The sequence below is a fragment of the Aeromonas sp. ASNIH7 genome (assembly GCF_002903485.1).
Classification (GTDB): Bacteria; Pseudomonadota; Gammaproteobacteria; order Enterobacterales; family Aeromonadaceae; genus Aeromonas; species Aeromonas caviae.
The window spans coordinates 4,171,112-4,188,462 of sequence record NZ_CP026226.1 but is presented as its reverse complement, the minus strand read 5'-3'; the positions used below and the strand labels follow the sequence as shown (position 1 = coordinate 4,188,462).

General features: G+C 64.9%; 14 protein-coding genes and 1 pseudogene. 6 read left to right on the top strand and 9 right to left on the bottom strand.

Going from position 1 to position 17,351, the window contains the following annotated elements:
• Nucleotides 1-140 precede the first annotated feature (140 nt).
• Nucleotides 141-647 carry a hypothetical protein gene (locus C2U47_RS19665; protein WP_010674463.1) on the top strand — a complete coding sequence of 169 codons (507 nt, stop codon included), beginning with the start codon at nucleotides 141-143 and terminating at the stop codon, nucleotides 645-647.
• Nucleotides 648-705: 58 nt separating this feature from the next.
• Here C2U47_RS19665 and C2U47_RS19660 read toward each other — a convergent pair whose 3' ends face one another.
• Nucleotides 706-2,421 carry a glycoside hydrolase family 36 protein gene (locus tag C2U47_RS19660; RefSeq protein WP_010674462.1) on the bottom strand — a complete coding sequence of 572 codons (1,716 nt, stop codon included), beginning with the start codon at nucleotides 2,419-2,421 and terminating at the stop codon, nucleotides 706-708.
• Between the two features lie 130 nt (nucleotides 2,422-2,551).
• Here C2U47_RS19660 and C2U47_RS19655 point away from each other — a divergent pair, with 130 nt between their 5' ends.
• The 3 genes from C2U47_RS19655 (at nucleotide 2,552) to cdd (ending at nucleotide 4,702) form a co-directional block, all read left to right on the top strand.
• Entirely contained in the window at nucleotides 2,552-2,911 is a 360-nt protein-coding gene (locus C2U47_RS19655; RefSeq protein ID WP_010674461.1) for a CidA/LrgA family protein, read from the top strand.
• Nucleotides 2,908-3,594, top strand: coding sequence for an LrgB family protein (locus tag C2U47_RS19650; protein ID WP_010674460.1), 687 nt, complete (start codon nucleotides 2,908-2,910; stop codon nucleotides 3,592-3,594). The genes C2U47_RS19655 and C2U47_RS19650 overlap by 4 nt, the downstream gene beginning before the upstream one ends.
• 226 nt (nucleotides 3,595-3,820) lie before the next feature.
• On the top strand, nucleotides 3,821-4,702 hold the full coding sequence (gene cdd / locus C2U47_RS19645) for a cytidine deaminase (protein WP_010674459.1): 882 nt from the start codon (nucleotides 3,821-3,823) through the stop codon (nucleotides 4,700-4,702).
• Between the two features lie 605 nt (nucleotides 4,703-5,307).
• Here cdd and C2U47_RS19640 read toward each other — a convergent pair.
• From C2U47_RS19640 to C2U47_RS19630, 3 genes are all read right to left on the bottom strand, one after another.
• Nucleotides 5,308-6,972, bottom strand: a complete 1,665-nt coding sequence (locus C2U47_RS19640) for an AMP-binding protein (protein WP_102948329.1) — start codon at nucleotides 6,970-6,972, stop codon at nucleotides 5,308-5,310.
• 99 nt (nucleotides 6,973-7,071) lie between these two features.
• Nucleotides 7,072-7,350, bottom strand: a complete 279-nt coding sequence (locus C2U47_RS19635; protein WP_010674457.1) for a YfcL family protein — start codon at nucleotides 7,348-7,350, stop codon at nucleotides 7,072-7,074.
• A 107-nt stretch (nucleotides 7,351-7,457) separates the two neighbouring features.
• Entirely contained in the window at nucleotides 7,458-8,573 is a 1,116-nt protein-coding gene (locus C2U47_RS19630) for an ATP-NAD kinase family protein (protein WP_010674456.1), read from the bottom strand.
• Nucleotides 8,574-8,689: 116 nt separating this feature from the next.
• Between C2U47_RS19630 and C2U47_RS19625 the strand changes: the two genes are divergently transcribed.
• The gene (locus C2U47_RS19625) at nucleotides 8,690-9,412 is read left to right on the top strand and encodes a TerC family protein (protein WP_010674455.1); all 723 of its coding nucleotides are present in this window, start codon (nucleotides 8,690-8,692) and stop codon (nucleotides 9,410-9,412) included.
• Nucleotides 9,413-9,498: 86 nt separating this feature from the next.
• Here the strand turns inward: C2U47_RS19625 and aroG are convergent, their stop codons facing one another.
• The 5 genes from aroG to C2U47_RS19600 form a co-directional block, all read right to left on the bottom strand.
• On the bottom strand, nucleotides 9,499-10,554 hold the full coding sequence (gene aroG, locus C2U47_RS19620) for a 3-deoxy-7-phosphoheptulonate synthase AroG (protein WP_010674454.1): 1,056 nt from the start codon (nucleotides 10,552-10,554) through the stop codon (nucleotides 9,499-9,501).
• Between the two features lie 196 nt (nucleotides 10,555-10,750).
• Nucleotides 10,751-12,031: a 3-phosphoshikimate 1-carboxyvinyltransferase gene (aroA, locus tag C2U47_RS19615; protein ID WP_103261875.1), complete on the bottom strand. Its 1,281-nt coding sequence runs from the start codon at nucleotides 12,029-12,031 to the stop codon at nucleotides 10,751-10,753.
• A gap of 170 nt (nucleotides 12,032-12,201) precedes the next feature.
• Nucleotides 12,202-13,290 carry a 3-phosphoserine/phosphohydroxythreonine transaminase gene (serC, locus tag C2U47_RS19610; protein ID WP_010674452.1) on the bottom strand — a complete coding sequence of 363 codons (1,089 nt, stop codon included), beginning with the start codon at nucleotides 13,288-13,290 and terminating at the stop codon, nucleotides 12,202-12,204.
• Between the two features lie 223 nt (nucleotides 13,291-13,513).
• Entirely contained in the window at nucleotides 13,514-14,443 is a 930-nt protein-coding gene (locus C2U47_RS19605; RefSeq protein WP_010674451.1) for an electron transfer flavoprotein subunit alpha/FixB family protein, read from the bottom strand.
• A gap of 103 nt (nucleotides 14,444-14,546) precedes the next feature.
• Nucleotides 14,547-15,296 carry an electron transfer flavoprotein subunit beta/FixA family protein gene (locus C2U47_RS19600; RefSeq protein ID WP_053288941.1) on the bottom strand — a complete coding sequence of 250 codons (750 nt, stop codon included), beginning with the start codon at nucleotides 15,294-15,296 and terminating at the stop codon, nucleotides 14,547-14,549.
• A gap of 126 nt (nucleotides 15,297-15,422) precedes the next feature.
• Between C2U47_RS19600 and C2U47_RS19595 the strand changes: the two are divergent.
• Nucleotides 15,423-17,065: pseudogene (locus C2U47_RS19595) on the top strand (electron transfer flavoprotein-ubiquinone oxidoreductase).
• Nucleotides 17,066-17,351 lie beyond the last annotated feature (286 nt).

Below are 17,351 nucleotides of genomic sequence, written 5' to 3'. Positions count from 1 at the left end.
CCGTTTCACAGTTAAAAACCGATGCGTTTCCCCGGCTCGCGACATAATGGGCAGGGAGCCCAAGCTCCTGATAGTGTGAATATTTAGATGCGCTGACGGCATGGATGCCGTGCTTTCGACTGTTGGGGAACTCTCGTTTTATGCGTTCAGCTCTGCCTGCTTTGACACTCGTCGCCTGTGCCCTGCTGCCCCAGGCCGCCCTCGCTGGCGCCCGGTTCGAGGTGCCAGACTACCTCTTGCGCCTGCCGGAGCAGACCTACCGGCTCATCGAGCACAACTTCAGCACCCTCTACCAGCAGACCGACTTCACCCCGCAAATCACCAACAGCTATTTCAACCACTCGGATCTCTACCGCTTCGCCGGCATTCCCCTGGCCATCACGCCGCAAAACGGCTTCCAGATGGAGGTGTTCGGCCAGCTCTACAACAAGTCGTCCCAGATCTATGCCCAGATGAGCCAGGATCTCTCCCTCTATCGCACCCTGCGGGTGGACATGATGGGGGATCAGAGCGACGAGATCGCCATCGGCATGGGGCTCGGCATCCCCCTGACAACTCGCCTCACCGTCAAGGCGCTCGCCTCCAGCAACGAGATCCCGGGCTATGGTTCCGCCAATTACGCCATCGGGATGGAGTGGCACTTCTAGAGACCATTTCGCCACATAAAAAAGGCTCCCGAGGGAGCCTTTTTGCAGTGCAACGCCATCAGGGGTAGCGGATCACCGCCCCCTGCCCCCCTTGCAGCACCAGGGTGCTCCCCAGGGGCGTCTCGTCCCAGAAGTCCGTGCCCCCCGGCGCCAACGGGAACTCGCAGGGGTGCTCCCCCCAGTTGAACAGGCAGAGCAGCTCGCCGCCCCCGGGCAGCGCCACCCGCCCGCGCTCGAATGCCATCCCCTCGAAGCGGGCCGCCGGGGTGCGCGCGGCGCACAGGGCGAGCAGCTTGCCAAGGCGCGCCCCTTGCGCCGCGTCCAGATCATGCAATCTGTCCCCCGCCAGCACCATGCCACCGCTCGCCACCAGGGCGGCCAGGTGGAAGTCGTACTCGGCGCAGCTCCCGTGCTGGCCCGGAATATCCCGCAGGCAGACGCAGTCGGGGTCCAGCACCCAGAGCCGCTCGTGCTGCCAGGCGCGGCAGAAGGCTTCTCGCGCTATCTGGCGAAAACGGGGGCCCTGGCGCTCTACGTCATCGCTCACCCGCATGCCATGCACCAGGCCGAGGCTCGGCCACAGCGGCGCATTGCAGCCGAGCAGGAAGGCCCCCTCCCCGGCGCCGCGCAGGATGGCGGCCATACCGCGCCGATAGGCCTCCACCCGGGTGGCGGCGGGGTCGTGGAAGCGACCACCGTGGATGGCCCCCCAGAAGTTGGCATCGAGCTTGAAGTAGTGAATGCCCCACTGGGTACGCAGGGTGCGAAATACCTGCTCCAGGTGCGTCTGCACCTCGGGGTGGGTGCCATCCAGCACGTACCAGGGGGTGCAGCGCCAGCCCCCGTAGGTGACTCGCTCCGAGGGGAGCGGCAGGCCATCCTCCCCTTTCACGAACCAGTCAGGGTGCTGCTGGAACACTTGCGAGCCGGGCTCGGCGATAAAGGGGGCGACCCAGAGCGCAGGCTCGCAACCGGCGGCGCGGATCTCCCCTGCCAGGGCCGCCACCCCCTCCTCGAACTTGGCGGAAGGGGTGAGCCAGTCCCCCATCCTGGCCTGATAGCCATCGTCTATCTGCACGTAGCGCAGGGCCGGGAAACGCTCGGCCCGCACCGCCAGGTTCTCGCGAATGTCCGCCGCGCTCACGTTCGCGTAGTAGTGATACCAGGAGCACCAGCCGCTCGGGCGCGTGGGCACCTCCCCCACCAAGGAGCCGTGCTCGGCGGCGATATGCTGCGCCAGCGTCGCGAGCAGGGCCTCCCTGTCCGGCCCCTCCAGGCAGATCAGCGCCTCGCTCTGCCAGTGCGCACCCGGCGCCAGGGTGCGCCCTTCGGTGTTCATCACGATCTCGAGGCGCCCGTCGGGATGGAGGCGAAACTCCCCGCCAAAGCGCTGGCAGCTCGCAAAGGCCAGCAGCAGCCAGCCCCCCTCCTGCGCCACCAGCAGCAGGTTGTGCACCGTGTGGTAGCCATGGTCGGCGGTGATGCGATAGACAGACGCATCGGGGCAGCGGCCCAGGTGCTCGGGGGCATTCCAGCGTCCCCCGGTCTGGGCCAGCATCTGGAACCCCTCTCCGTAGATGGCCGCGTCGGGCGCAAGTCCGAGATCCCCCTCAAACAGCCGCCAGTGGTGGACGGCCTCGGACTGCCTCCCGGTGTTGTCGAGCCTCACCCGGCAAAGCGGCCCCTCCCATTGGCGGGTTTGCAGCAGGGTGTCAGGGAGGGCGGGATCGGCGGGCAGTTGGCGCAACCGGGCCAGGAGAGAGGGGGTCGACATGGGAACTCCTTCTTGTGAATGGGGATGAAGCCGGGGCCATTGTATCCCCTGCGGGCCAGTTGACCCTGTTCCCTCCCCCCCGTGCCTGTTAAACTGCGACCTCGCTCACACTTGCCAAGATGAGGCCCCCGTGCTGCTGCAACGCACCCTGCGCTACCTTCGTGATTTTCTGGTCATCATCGCCTGTCTGCTGGCAGGCAAGGCCGTGGCGGCCATCCTGCCCTTCGCCTTCCCCGGCAGCATCATCGGCATGCTGCTGCTGTTCGTGCTGCTCTCCTTGCAGATCGTCCGCTTCTCCTGGGTCGAGCTGGGGGGCGGCCTGCTGCTGCGCCACATGGGGGTGCTGTTCGTGCCGGTGGCGGTGGGCCTGGTGGCCTGGCTCGAGCCCCTGCGCCAATCCTTCGGTCTCATCATGCTCTGCGTCGTGCTCGGCATCGTGCTCATCCTGGGCGCGGTCGGCCACCTCTATCAAAGGATGAACAAGCCATGATCCTCTGGTTCGCCCTGCCCCTCACCCTGGCCCTCTATTTCATGACCCGGGCCCTCTACCGCCGCCTGCCCTGGCCCGTCATCAATCCGGTGCTGATCCCCACCGCCGTCATCATCGGCCTGCTGCTCTGGCTCGATCTGCCTCTGGATCAGTACCAGCAGGGGGCCTCACCCCTGACCGCCCTGCTGGAACCCGCCGTGGTGGCCCTGGCCCTGCCGCTGTACCAGCAGGCGCGCCAGATCCGCGACAAGCTCACACCCATCCTGGCCTGTACCCTCACCGCGGTGCTCATCTCGGTCTGCACCACCCTGGGGGTCGGCCACCTGATGGGGGCGGATCCGGCGCTGCTCGCCTCCATCGCCACCAAGTCCATCACCACGCCGCTCGCCATGAGCGTCAGCCAGTCCCTCGGCGGCATTCCCGCCATCGCCGCCGCCGTGGTGGTGGTGGTGGGGATCCTGGGGGCCCTGGTGGGCTACCCCCTGCTCAAGCTGATGCGGGTCACCGACCCCGAGGCTCAGGGGCTCGCCATGGGAGCCTGCGCCCACGCCATCGGCACCGCCGCCTCCGCCGAGCAGGGGGTGACCCAGGGCGCCTTCTCGTCGCTGGCCATGGTGGTGTGCGGCGTGCTGACCGCGGCCATCGCCCCCCTGCTGTTCGCCCTCTACCACTGGCTGACCTGATCCCCGTTGCCATGGCCGCCCTTGCGGCCATGGCCTCTGTGCCCTTTCACCGTTTCCATCCGATACCCTCGCCTCCCTGATGCCGGGAGCTGGCGCACAGATTGCGAAAGACAAACGTTTCCTTTACCATCCCCGCCCCTTTACCCATCAAGGCGTGAGCGCGCTCACACAATTCGCCGCGCTTGCTCCCTACAATGGCCCCCCAATTGGCCTTTGAGGACACAGTATGCATCCCCGCTTTGCCAAGCCATTCGAGACCCTTTCCGCCCCGCTCCAGGCCGCCCTGCTGCCCATGCTGGGGGACGATTTCCAGGCCCGTTTCACCCCGGACCAGGTCGCGACCCTGAAAGCCGCCACCGGGCTGGATGACAGGGCCCTGCGTCTGGCCTTGCTGCCGCTGGCGGCCGCCTGCTCGGTGGCCCCCATCTCCAGGTTCTTCGTCGGCGCCATCGCCTGCGGCCTGAGCGGCACCTGGTACTTTGGCGCCAACATGGAGTTCGCGGGCCAGGGGCTGTTCCACTCGGTCCACGCCGAGCAGTCCGCCATCTCCAACGCCTGGCTGGGTGGCGAGACCGGGATCTCCGAGATCACCGTGAACTACACCCCCTGCGGCCACTGCCGCCAGTTCATGAACGAGCTGAGCACCGCCAAGACCCTGAAGGTCTCCCTGCCGGACGATCTCAGCGAGCTGCAATCCTTCCTGCCCCACTCCTTCGGCCCCGCCGATCTCGAGATCACCGATGCCCTGATGAGCCCCCAGGCTCACGACGAGCTGGTGCTCGAGAGCGACGACCCCCTGTGGCAGGCTGCGCTCGCCGCCGCCCGCCAGAGCTATGCCCCCTACAGCCAGGGCTATGCCGCGGTGGCGCTGCAGTTCGAGGACGGGCGCATCTTCTGCGGCCGCTATGCCGAGAACGCCGCCTTCAACCCGAGCCTGCCGCCGATGCAGATGGCCTGCGCCCACGCTGTGCTGGGTGGCGAGGATCTCGCCACCGTGCGCCGCGCCGTGCTGCTGGAGAGCAAGGATGGCCAGATCAGCCAGCGGGACTCCGCCCAGTCCACCCTGAAGGCGCTGGGCTCGGTCGAGCTTGAGTACAAAGCCGTCTGACCCCGGCATCCGCCAACGGGAAGGGGAGCTGCGGCTCCCCTTCTTGCTCTCTGCCCCTCACCCCCTTTCTCTGCGCCTCTGGCGCCGTGCATCAGATGCCCTCTTGCCCCATGTGAGGGCGGCCTCCCTCCGATGACCTTATTGGCAGACCTCCTCTGCGGTGGCGGGAAGCCCAGGTTAAGGGGCCAAGACCCCACCCCGCCCCTTGCGGTCCCCGTGTGTGACCCCACAATGCATTTGCCAAGCCACTGGGATCCCGCCTTTCCATGGATTTTGCAAATGCTGTTCCCTCGATGCGGAGAGGTATGGCGGCGGCGGGAAACGTCGGGGAAGGGGTCAATGCCCCGCCCCCGCCCCTTGCAGCCCCCGTGTGTGACCCCAAGATGCATTTGCCAAACCACTGGGATCCCGCCTCTCCATGGATTTTGCAAATACCTTTCCCTGCCGTTCCCTCGACGCGGGGCGGTATGGCGGCGGCGGGAAACGTCGGGGAAGGGGTCAATGCCCCAGCCCCCTGTCGGCTTGCTTCCCCCTGAAATACAGCGGGGGAGCCACTGGCTCCCCCGCTGTCATTGATGTGGCCGATATGGCGGTACCGACCCCTGTCAGGACTCCCACAGGATGCGCTGGCTGCCGGACCAGCGTTCGCCGATGTCCGCGTATTTTTGTTCCAGCAGGTGGCGGCGGATCTTCATGGTGGGGGTCAGCACCCCGTTCTCGATGTTCCAGGGGCTCTTGACCACCAGGATGCCCCGCAGGCGAGCATGGGATTCCAGCTTGTCGTTGACCCGGTTGAGGGCGGCCTCCAGCTGGGCTTCCACCCCGGCTTTGTCCCCCTTCATGGCGCTCTCGGCGAGCTGCACCAGGGCAACCGGCTGCGGCATGCCGTAGCCGATGACGCAGAGCTGCTCGATGATGGGCTCCTGCCCGAGCATCCCCTCGATGGGCACCGGGGCCACGTACTTGCCCTTGGCAGTCTTGAAGACATCCTTCATGCGGCCGGTGATGGTGAGGTAACCCTCCCTGTCCAGCTTGCCCATGTCACCGGTGTGCAGCCAGCCCTCGGCGTCGATGGCCTCTGCACTGTGCTCGGGATCCTTGTAGTAGCCCACCATCATGCCGTCGCAGCGACAGAGGATCTCCCCCTCGTCGGAGATCTTGATGGTCACCCCGGGCCCGGCCTTGCCGACGGTGCCTATCTTGTCCGCCCGGAACGGGTAGTTGAGGGTGGAGTAGGCGTGGTTCTCGGTCATGCCCCAGGCCTCGGTGATATGGATGCCGATGCTGTGATACCACTCCAGCAGCGCCGGGGCCACCGGCGCAGAGCCGCAGCCCAGCACCCGCGCCTGATCCAGCCCCAGCCCCTTTTGCAGCTTGCTCTTGATGAGGCTGGAGACGAGGGGGATCTTGAGCAGCAGCGCCAGCTTTTTCTGGGGCAGCTTCTCGTGGATCTTGATGCGGAACATGGCCCAGAGCCGCGGCACCGAGATGAAGACGGTGGGACGGCAGCGCTTGACGTCCTCGATGAAGGTGTCGAGGGATTCGGGGAAGGCGATGGTGGCACCGCTGAACAGGCTGCCGCCGTAGATGTAGACCCGCTCGGTGATGTGGGCAAGGGGCAGGTAGGAGAAGCCGCGATCCTCGGCGGTGAGGGAGACCGCCTCCACCAGCTTCTCGCAGGACCAGGCGTAGCGCTCCACGCTCAGCATGGCCCCCTTGGGCTTGCCGGTGCTGCCGGAGGTGTAGACCAGGCTCAACAGGGCATCCGGCGCCTGCACCGGGGTGTCCGGGATGGGGTCGTATTGCGCCAGCAGATCGTCCCACTGGTGGGCGGCCGGCATGGTGTCGTAAGGCAGGGCGATACGCAGCAGATCCCCGGGCACCCCCGCCTCCTGGCTCTTCCAGTCGTCCAGCTTGCCGACGAAGATCGCTCTGGTTTCGCTGTGGCGCAGCACGTATTCGATGGTGTCGACGTTGGCGGTGGGGTAGATGGGCACGCTCACGTATCCCCCCATCTGCATCGCCAGATCGGCAATGAACCACTGGGCGCAGTTCTTGGAGAGCAGGGCCACCTTGTCACCGGGCTCCAGGCCCAGGGCGCGCAGTGCCGTCACCATGCGCCGCGCCTCGTCGGCGACCTCACCCCAGGTGAAGTCAACGTATTCGCGGTGGATGGTCTGACGCAGATAGATTCGGTCGGGACACTGCCGCTCCCAGTGATAGAGCATCTCGAGCGGCAGTCTGGTGGCAATGCGTGAGGTGGAGGCCATGGTTTAATCCCTGAAACAAAAGGCGAGCCTCATTATTAACCTTTTGATAACACTCAGGGAAGCAGATTACTTAAACTTGTGTTTGAACTGCGAATGGGATCAAGCTTCCGCCTGGGCCTGCAGACGCTTCCACATCTCCTGCACCAGCACCTCGTCCTGCTCGGAGAGCTCACCCTGCAAGATGGCCTCGTTCAGGCTGCGCAGCACATAGCTCTTGACGTCCCGCACCAGGGTCTTGCCCTCCAGCTCGGCGCGCGCCACCGCAAGGGAGATGTGCCCTCGCAGATAGCCGCCCGCAAACAGCTCGTCTTCGCTGGCCGTGGCGACCATGGCGTCGATCAGTCCCAACAACTTGTGTTCAAAATCGTGAATCGTCATTTAACGCAGCCTCATTTCCGGGGTTGCCGGCAAAAAATTCGGGGAGTGGAACCGCGATCCGGTTGATCGCGGCTCTCTGGCGCCAGGCCAGCCGCATCCTTGATGTCCTATTCCGGGTTGGCCACCGGGTAGATGACCTGATCCTTGTATCCCGTGGTTATGCGCAGATAACCACTCAACGACCGGTTCAGTGCCGGATCGTCGGTGTCCACCAGCAGCGGACGGCCTTCTAGCGCCGCCAGCTTGGCTTTGGTGGCGAGCACCTGGATATGCTCGCGCCCGACGGCCCGGATCACGTCTGGACTCAATTGCTGATTTCCGCGCCCGAACAGATGTCCCTGACCGCCGATCAGGGTGATGATCAGACGGCAGCGACGGCCGCGGATCCGGGTCAGGATCTCGGCGGCGCTGAGATCCTGCCCGATAAGTTGGCCATTTTCCACCAGATCCACACCGAGCAAGGTATTTTCCAGACCCAGCTCACCCATGCAGGCGGCCACCGTGCTCCCCGACCCCATCAGGTAGAGGGTATCGGGCTCCATCTGCTCCACCACACCGGCGGCAAGATCGGCGAGCACCAGCTCCTCGGACTCCCGCCCCCCCTGCTTGACCGCCTGCACGTAGCGCAGATCCCCGGGCACCAGCAGCTGCCCGTAGTGGCGGGCGCGCACCTTGCCGGCGCGAAACGCCTCCTCGTCGATGTCCATCACCTCCGCATCCACCAGGCTCAGAAGCTCCCCTGCGATCATTCTGGCCGCCACCCGGCCGCTTGCCGCCGGCGTCACCCCGTAGACCCCGGAGTGGATTTTGCACCCCGCCGGGATGCCGAGCACATGGCAGGACTCCCCCACCGCCGCGCAGATGTCACGGGCGGTGCCATCGCCACCGGCGAAGAGCAGCAGATCCACCCCGGCATCGCGCAGGGCCAGGGCGGCGGCCCGGGTATCCTCGGCGCTCGTCTGCGCCCCGGCAGGCCGATGGACGATGCGATGGGGCAGCCCGAGCTCTGCGGCAAGCGTCTCCCCCATCTCACCGGCCACCGTCAGCAGCTCGAATGACGTGGTCAGCTCGCACAGGGGCAACAGGGCCTGGCGGGCCCGCTCCCGGGCCTTGGGGACGGCCCCGCGCGCCAGCGCCTCGGCGACCATACCGTCACTGCCCTTGAGACCGACGGCCCCGCCGATGCCGGCGACGGGGTTGATGATGAGCCCTAATCGAAACATGTTTCCCTCCTGTTGGATCGCCGCCATTTTATCTTTTCCCGCCACTGGGACAAGCCATGACCCCCTGCTAAAATGCGCGGCTTCTACCTCAATCACTGTTCAACCAAGGTTCAATCATGCTGGAATGGATTGCTGACCCCTCCGCCTGGGTCGCGCTCGCCACCCTGACCCTGCTCGAGATCGTGCTCGGCATCGACAACATCATTTTCATCTCCATCCTGGTGGGTCGCCTGCCGGAAGCCCAGCGCCAGAAAGCGCGCATCCTGGGGCTGGGGCTCGCCATGGGCACCCGCATCCTGCTGCTGCTCTCCCTGGCCTGGGTGATGCGCCTCACCGAGCCCCTCTTCACCGTGCTGGGGGAAGCCATCTCGGGACGGGATCTCATCCTGCTGGTGGGGGGTCTGTTCCTCATCGCCAAGAGCACCCACGAGATCCACCAGAGCCTGGAAGGGGCCGCCGAAGAGGCGGGTGTGGTGAGCAAGACCGCGGGCTTCCTGTCCACCCTGGTGCAGATCGCCATCCTCGACATCATCTTCAGCCTGGACTCCGTCATCACCGCCGTGGGCATGGCGGATCATGTCCCTGTCATGGTGCTGGCCATCATCATCGCCGTCGGCGTCATGATGTTTGCCGCCAAGGCCATCGGCGACTTCGTCGATACCCACCCCACCATCAAGATGCTGGCCCTCTCCTTCCTTATCCTGGTCGGGGTGGCGCTGATGGCCGAAGGGCTGGATCTGCACATTCCCAAGGGTTACATCTACTTCGCCATGGCCTTCTCGCTGGTGGTGGAGATGATCAACATCCGCCTGCGCGGCCACCAGGAGCGGGCCAAGTAAACCGCGACCTGCCGAGAGATGGCCAAACAAAAAGCGCGACCCAGGGTCGCGCTTTTTTATTGCCCCGCCAACGGGGCGCCTTGGGCTCAGAGGGCGTTGCGAGCGGCCACGGCGTCCGCCAGGTTGCGCAGCAGCACCTCGGTATCGGCCCAGCCGATGCAGGCGTCGGTGATGCTCTGGCCGAAGGTGAGCTCGCACCCGTCCACCAGATCCTGACGCCCTTCCACCAGGTGACTCTCCACCATGACGCCGAACACCGCCTTGCTGCCGGTACGCAGCTGACCGGCCACGTCCTCGGCCACCAGCATCTGGTTCTTGAACTGCTTGCTGCTGTTGGCGTGGCTGAAGTCGATCATCACTTTCTGGGGCAGACCCGCCTTGTCCAGACCACTCACCACCTCATCCACGTGACGGGCGCTGTAGTTGGGCTCGCGGCCACCGCGCAGGATGATGTGACAGTCCGGGTTGCCAGCGGTCGAGACGATGGCGGAGTGGCCGTACTTGGTCACCGACAGGAAGTGATGCGGGGCGCTGGCGGCGCCGATGGCGTCGATGGCCACCTTGATGGTGCCGTCGGTGCCGTTCTTGAAGCCCACCGGGCAGGAGAGACCGGAGGCCAGCTCGCGGTGTACCTGGGATTCGGTGGTACGGGCACCGATGGCACCCCAGCTCATCAGATCCGCCACGTATTGCGGGGTGATCATGTCGAGGAACTCGGAGGCGGTCGGCAGCCCCATGTCGTTGAGATCCAGCAAGAGCTTGCGACCCAGGCGCAGGCCGTCATTGATCTGGCAGCTGTTGTCGAGGTAGGGATCGTTGATCAGCCCCTTCCAGCCCACTGTGGTACGGGGTTTTTCGAAGTAGACCCGCATCACGATCTCCAGCTGATCTTTCAGCTCGTCGCGCAGCACCTTGAGGCGTTTGCCGTATTCCAGGGCGGCGACCGGATCGTGGATGGAGCAGGGGCCGATCACCACCAGCAGGCGATCATCGTCGCCGGCCAGGATGTTGTGGATGGCCTGACGGGATTCAAACACGGTGGCCGAGGCGGTGTCGGTCGCCGGAAACTTCTCAAGCACCGCAACCGGGGGCAATAACTCTTTGATTTCACTGATACGAACGTCGTCGGTTTGATGCTGCATGACCAAGTTTCCTGCTAGATGACTGCGATAAAGAGATCTCAATCTAGCCCTGTGCCGGGTCGGTGTAAATAGAAAATTACATTCTTCGACAAGGAATTTTATTATCGCACCTTGCAAGTTTGCATAATGCTGCTAGGAGGCATGAAAAAAGCGGGGGCAGAGATGAAAAGGCCCGCACGAAGCGGGCCGAAAGGGCTCAGGCCTGACTGACGCTGGCCAGCTTGTCGAAGTAGTCCGGGAAGGTCTTGGAGGTGCAACCCGGATCATTGATGGTGACCGGCGTATCGGAGAGTGCCACCAGGGAGAAGCACATGGCGATGCGGTGATCGTTGTAGGTGTCGATGGCCGCGTGTTTGAGCTGTGCGGGCGGGATCACGGTGATGAAGTCGTGCCCCTCCTCCACTTCCACGCCCAGCTTGCGCAGCTCGGTCGCCATGGCGTGCAGGCGGTCGGTCTCCTTCACCCGCCAGTTGTAGATGTTGCGGATAGTGGTGGTGCCCTCAGCAAACAGCGCCGTGGTGGCGATGGTCATGGCCGCATCCGGGATGTGGTTCATGTCCATGTCGATGCCGTGCAACGGCCCCTGCTCGGCCTCGATGAAGTCATCGCCCCAGGTGATGCGGGCCCCCATCTTCTCCAGTACGTCGGCGAAGTGGATGTCCCCCTGGATGCTGTTCTTGCCGATGCCGGTAACCCGCACCTTGCCCTTGATGGCGCCCGCCGCGAGGAAGTAGGAGGCGCTGGAGGCATCCCCTTCCACCAGGAAGTCCCTCGGGCTGACATAGGTCTGGTTGCCCTTGATGTAGAACACCTTGTAGTCGTCGTGCTCGATGACCACCCCGAACTGCTTCATGATGTGCAGGGTGATGTCGATGTAGGGCTTGGAGACCAGCTCCCCCTTGATGTGGATGCGGGTGTCGCCGGCCGCCATGGGGGCCGCCATCAAAAACGCCGTCAGGAACTGGCTGGAGACGGAGCCGTCGATGTGGACATCGCCACCCCAGAGCCCCTTGGCATCCACCACCAGAGGCGGATAGCCATCTTTCTTCAGGTACTGGATGTGGGCACCCGCTTCGCGCAGGGCATCCACCAGGTGGCCGATGGGGCGCTCTTCCATGCGCGGCTCGCCGCCCAGGGTGTACTCGCCGGAGCCCAGGCACAGGGCGGCGCACAGGGGGCGCATGGCAGTACCGGCATTGCCGAGGAACAGGTTGACCGGTGCCGAGACCGCGAAGCTGCGACCCAGACCGTGCACGGTGCACTCGGTCTTGTCGGCGGAGAGCTTGTACTTGACGCCGAGCTGGGTCAGCGCCGCCAGCATGTGGCGGATGTCATCGCTGTCGAGCAGGTTGGTCAGCCGGGTGGTGCCCCGGGCCAGGGCCGCCAGCAGCAGGGCCCGGTTAGAGACACTCTTGGAGCCGGGCAGATTGACCACCCCGGCCACACTAGAAATGGGTTCCAAACGCAACGAATTCATAGACTTCCTGTTCGATCTCAATTAAATCACCTGACCGGACGTTAACAGCCCGCGTCCCCCGCGGCAAGTTCGACAGTGGCACGACCGCGGGAGACGGCAGCCTGGGTCAGGATGGGTCTGAAAAACAGACGCCGGGGAGTCCCCGGCGTCTGGCAATGGGGAGACACGCCTCAACCGTGGCGTTTGGCAAAATCATCCATAAAGCTGACTAGGGCCTTGACCCCTTCCAGGGGCATGGCGTTGTAGAGGCTGGCGCGCATGCCACCGACGATGCGATGTCCCTTGAGAGCCAGCAGACCGGCCGCTTCCGACTCCGCCAGGAACAGCTTGTCCAGGGCCTCGTTTTTCAGCTGGAAGGGCACGTTCATGCGGGAGCGGCAGGCCACATCCACCTTGTTGCCATAGAAGCTCGACTGATCGAGGTAGCCGTAGAGGAAGTCGGCCTTCTCCTTGTTGCGTGCTTCCATCGCCGCCAGGCCACCCTGCTCCTTGAGCCACTCGAACACCAGACCGGCCAGGTACCAGGCGTAGGTGGGGGGCGTGTTGAACATGGAGTCATTCTTGGCGGTGAGCTGGTAGTCGAAGATGGACGGCACATCGGCGCGGGCCTGATTTAGCAGGTCATCGCGCACGATGGCGATGGCCAGACCAGAGGGGCCGATGTTCTTCTGGGCACCGGCGTAGAGGATGCCGAAGCGGCTCACGTCGAGGGGACGGGAGAGAATGGTGGAGGAGAGATCCGCCACCAGGGGCACATCGCCGGTGGCCGGGATGTCGAACATCTCGATGCCATCGATGGTTTCATTCGGGCAGTAGTGCACATAGGCGGCATCGGCGCGAAACGCCGGCGTCGGCAGCAGGTGGGAGACTCCCTGCTCGTTCTTGGCCACCCCCTGGAAGGTCTGGATGTCACCGTATTTCTGGGCTTCATCCACGGCGCTCTGGGCCCAGACGCCGGTCACCAGGTAATCCGCCTTCTTGTTGGCGCCACCCAGCAGGTTCATGGGCACGGCGGAGAACTGGCCGCGGCCACCGCCGTGCATGAAGAGCACCTTGTAGTTGTCCGGCACCGCCAGCAGGTCGCGCAGGTCCGCTTCGGCCTTCTCGGCGACCGCCATATAGGGCTTGCCGCGATGGGAAAGCTCCATGACCGAGGCTCCCAGCCCCTGGAAATTACAAAATTCGCGCTGGGCGCGCTCCATGACTTCAACCGGCAACATGGCGGGGCCGGCGCAGAAGTTGTAAATCTGTTTGCTCATGACGCTTTCCGTGAATGGATGTGTGTGATCAGTGACTCGAACGTTTTTACACGACAGCCCCCGTGGGGGCAAAGGCTTTTTGGGATCCAGCGCAACCTTTTGCCCCGGCGCCACCGGGCCCCCATCAGACAAAAGCCCTGAACGGGCCAGGGCTTGCAGAGAATATGCATGGAAACGGGGGCGAGACAGCACGGACGGCTTTCTTCGCCCCTTTGTGGCAAATTTACAGCTTGGCGGTGAGCTCCGGCAGCAGGGTGAAGAGATCCCCCACCAGACCGTAGTCCGCCACCTGGAAGATGGGGGCCTCGGCGTCCTTGTTGATGGCGACGATCACCTTGGACTCCTTCATCCCCGCCAGATGCTGGATGGCGCCCGAGATGCCCACCGCGATGTAGAGCTCGGGGGCCACCACCTTGCCGGTCTGCCCCACCTGCAGGTCGTTGGAGACATAACCGGCATCCACGGCGGCCCGCGATGCCCCGACGGCAGCCCCCAGCTTGTCCGCCAGAGCGTCGATGAGGGCAAAGTGCTCTTTCGAGCCGAGTGCCCGCCCGCCGGAGACCACCACCCGGGCCGCCCCGAGCTCGGGTCTGGCGGAGCGCACCGCACGCCGCTCGATGAGCCGGGTACGGCAGCGCACCTCGGCCACCGGCAGCGATTCCATCAGGGCACGCTCCTCCCCGGACCCGGCCTTGGCGAACGCTGTGGGCCGCACGGTGAGCACCTTGACGGGGGCGCTGCTCGCCACCCGGGCGATGGCGTTCCCCGCATAGATGGGACGCAGGAAAGTGTCGGGCCCCTCGATGCCGGTCACCTCGGCGATCATCTCCACCCCGAGCCTGGCCGCCACTCGCGGCAGCAGATCCTTGCCCTGGCTGCTGGCAGCCATCAGGCAGTGCTGGTAGTCCCTGGCCACCTCGGCGAGCAGTCTGTCGACCCCGTCGTTGAGCCCCTCCGCCAGCATGGGATGTTCCGCCAGCAGCACCCGGTTTACCCCCGTGAGGGCGGCGGCCTGCTCCCCCGCCTCCGTCAGCCCCTGCCCCAGCAGCAAGAGATGCACCTCGCCCCCCAGGCGCCCCGCCGCCGTGACCAGCTGGGCCAGGTTGTCGGCGATCCGCCCCTGATGATGTTCCGCAATCACAAGTACGCTCATGGCAGCACCTTCATGTCATCCATTGATCCCTTGCTCCCCGGGGCCGTTGCCCCATGCATGGCGCTCACGCCTGCGGGAGGCATCCCTCTCATGCCCCTGCCCATCAGAGCACCCGGGCTTCGTGCTTGAGCTTGTCCAGCAGCTCGTCCACCGAGCCCACCCTGATGCCGGCGCTGCGCACCGGCGGCGGCATTACCCCGAGCTGCCGTGTCTGGTCGGCCGGCACTACCCCGAGGGCGGCGAACGGCTGGCTCTCCAGCGGCTTGCGCTTGGCCTTCATGATGTTGGGGAGGGAGGCGAAGCGAGGCTCGTTGAGGCGCAAGTCCACGGTCACCACGGCGGGCAGCGCCATGCCGAGGGTCTCGAGGCCACCGTCTATCTCGCGGGTCACCTGCAATTCCCCCTCCACCAGCCTGATGGCGGAGGCGAAGGTGGCAAGCGGCCAGTCATTGAGGGCGGCGAGCATCTGCCCCACCTGGTTGTTGTCGGAATCGATGGACTGTTTGCCGAGCAGCACCAGATCGGGCTGCTCCTGCCCGCACACCGTTTGCAGGGCCCGGGCCACGGTGAGCGGAGTCAGGGTCTCGTCGGTAACATAGTGCAGCGCCCGATCCGCCCCCAGCGCCAGGGCATGGCGCAACTGCTCGGCCGCCGCCTCGGGGCCGAAGGTCACCACCACCAGCTCGGATGCCACGCCGGCTTCCCGCAGCCTGACCCCCTCCTCCACCGCGATTTCACAAAACGGGTTGATGCCCATCTTCACATTGGCGAGCTCCACATCGGAGCCATCCCCCTTGACCCGGATCCTGACGTTGTAATCAACGACCCGTTTGACTGCGACCAGCAGCTTCATGGCGGTCATCCCTCATACCTGTTGTGTGGATCCACCTTGTCGTCACTCACTTTTCTGCTGACAAAGTGGTTTACGTTTACGTAAACTACCAACACTACCCTAGGCCAAGTCGAGCACAGAGGCAAGATGGAACGCGAAGCAATGGAATTTGATGTCGTCATCGTCGGTGGCGGCCCGGCAGGCCTGAGCGCCGCCATCGCATTGAAGCAGCAGGCCCCGGCCCTCTCGGTCTGCCTGCTGGAGAAGGGGGCCGAGATCGGCGCCCACCTGATCTCCGGCGCCCTGCTCGATCCCGTCGCCCTCAGGGAGCTGCTGCCAGAGAGCTGGCAGGAGGCCCCCTCGGCGTGCCGGTGACGGATGATCAGGTCCATCTGCTGCAAAGCGACAGCCGCTCCCTGCAGCTGCCCCACTGGGCGGTGCCACCCCGCATGCACAACGACGGCAGCCACATCATCAGCCTCGGCACCCTCTGCCGCTGGCTCGGCAAGCAGGCCGAGGCCCTCGGTGTCGAGATCTACCCGGGCTTTGCTGCCAGCACCCTCATCGTGGAGGAGGGCCGGGTGCGCGGGGTGGTGACCGGTGATCTTGGTCTCGACAAGGAGGGCAACCCCAAGCCGGATCACGTGCCCGGCATGGCCCTGTATGGGCGCTATACCCTGTTTGCCGAAGGGGCGCGCGGCCACCTCGGCAAACAGCTGATCGCCCGATTCCATCTGGAAAATACCGCCCAGCCGCAGCATTACGCCATCGGCTTCAAGGAGGTGTGGCAGGTGCCAGCGGGACAATCCCATCCTGGGCGGGTGCTCCATGGCAGCGGCTGGCCCCTTGGGGAGGGAAAGGGCAACAAGAGTCAGGGGGGCTTCTATCTCTATCATCTGGCCCAGGATCAGGTGGCGGTCGGCCTTATCGTCGATCTCAACTACCAGAATCCCTGGCTCAGCCCCTTTGACGAATTCCAGCGTCTCAAGCACCACCCCCTCATCGCGGCAACGTTGCAGGGGGGCGAGCGCATCAGCTACGGCGCGCGGGCCATCACCAAGGGGGGCTGGCACTCATTGCCGCGCATGCACTTTCCCGGCGGTCTGCTCATCGGTTGTGACGCGGGCACCCTCGACTTCTCCCGCATCAAGGGGATCCACACTGCCATGAAGTCCGGCATGGTGGCGGCCGCGACGGTCGCCATGGCACTGCGAGGAGGGGATGAAGGGGGACGGGATCTGGCCGAGTTTCAGGACGCGCTGCTGCAAAGCTGGCTGACCCGGGAACTGAAGAGGGCCCGCAACGTCGGGGCCGCCCTGCACCGCTTCGGCCCCTGGCTCGGCGGCGCCTTCAACTGGCTGGAGCAGCGACTCTTTGCCTTGACCTCTCCTTTTACTCTGCTGGACAAGGAGCCGGATTACCGCCAGCTGCGCCTGGCCAGCCGTTGCCAGCCCATCGACTACCCCAAACCCGACGGCAAGCTCAGCTTCGACAAGCTCTCTTCCGTCTATCTGGCCAGCACCAGCCACGACGAGGATCAACCCTGTCACCTGACCCTTCAGGACGCGCGCATTCCGGTCGAGGTCAACCTGCCCACCTGGGCCGAACCCGCCCAGCGCTACTGCCCGGCGGGGGTGTTCGAGATCCTTGATGGGGATACCCGGCCAAGGCTGCAGATCAACGCCGCCAACTGCATTCACTGCAAAACCTGCGACATCAAGGATCCCAGCCAGAATATCGTCTGGACGCCGCCCCAGGGCGGCTCGGGCCCCAACTATCCCAATCTGTAACAGGCTTGCCCACGCACACCAGAGCAGATAACAAGGAGACGCAGCCCCGGAACACCGCCCGGAGACCGTTTCCTGCGCTTGGCCGGGGGCTGTCGCAGGGCGACCAGCAACCCGCCATTCCCGCCGGTGAGCCCGGGCCCTCCCCCACACCAGGGCGAACAAAGAAGGCGACGCCGGGATCGCCCGCATCGGGGTCGCCACGGCTGATCCGACCTCGCCGATTTTTTGAGCGAACAGGCTGAACCCCTGATGAATAGGCCCTGACAAGCGGGTCCCGCCCCTGTAT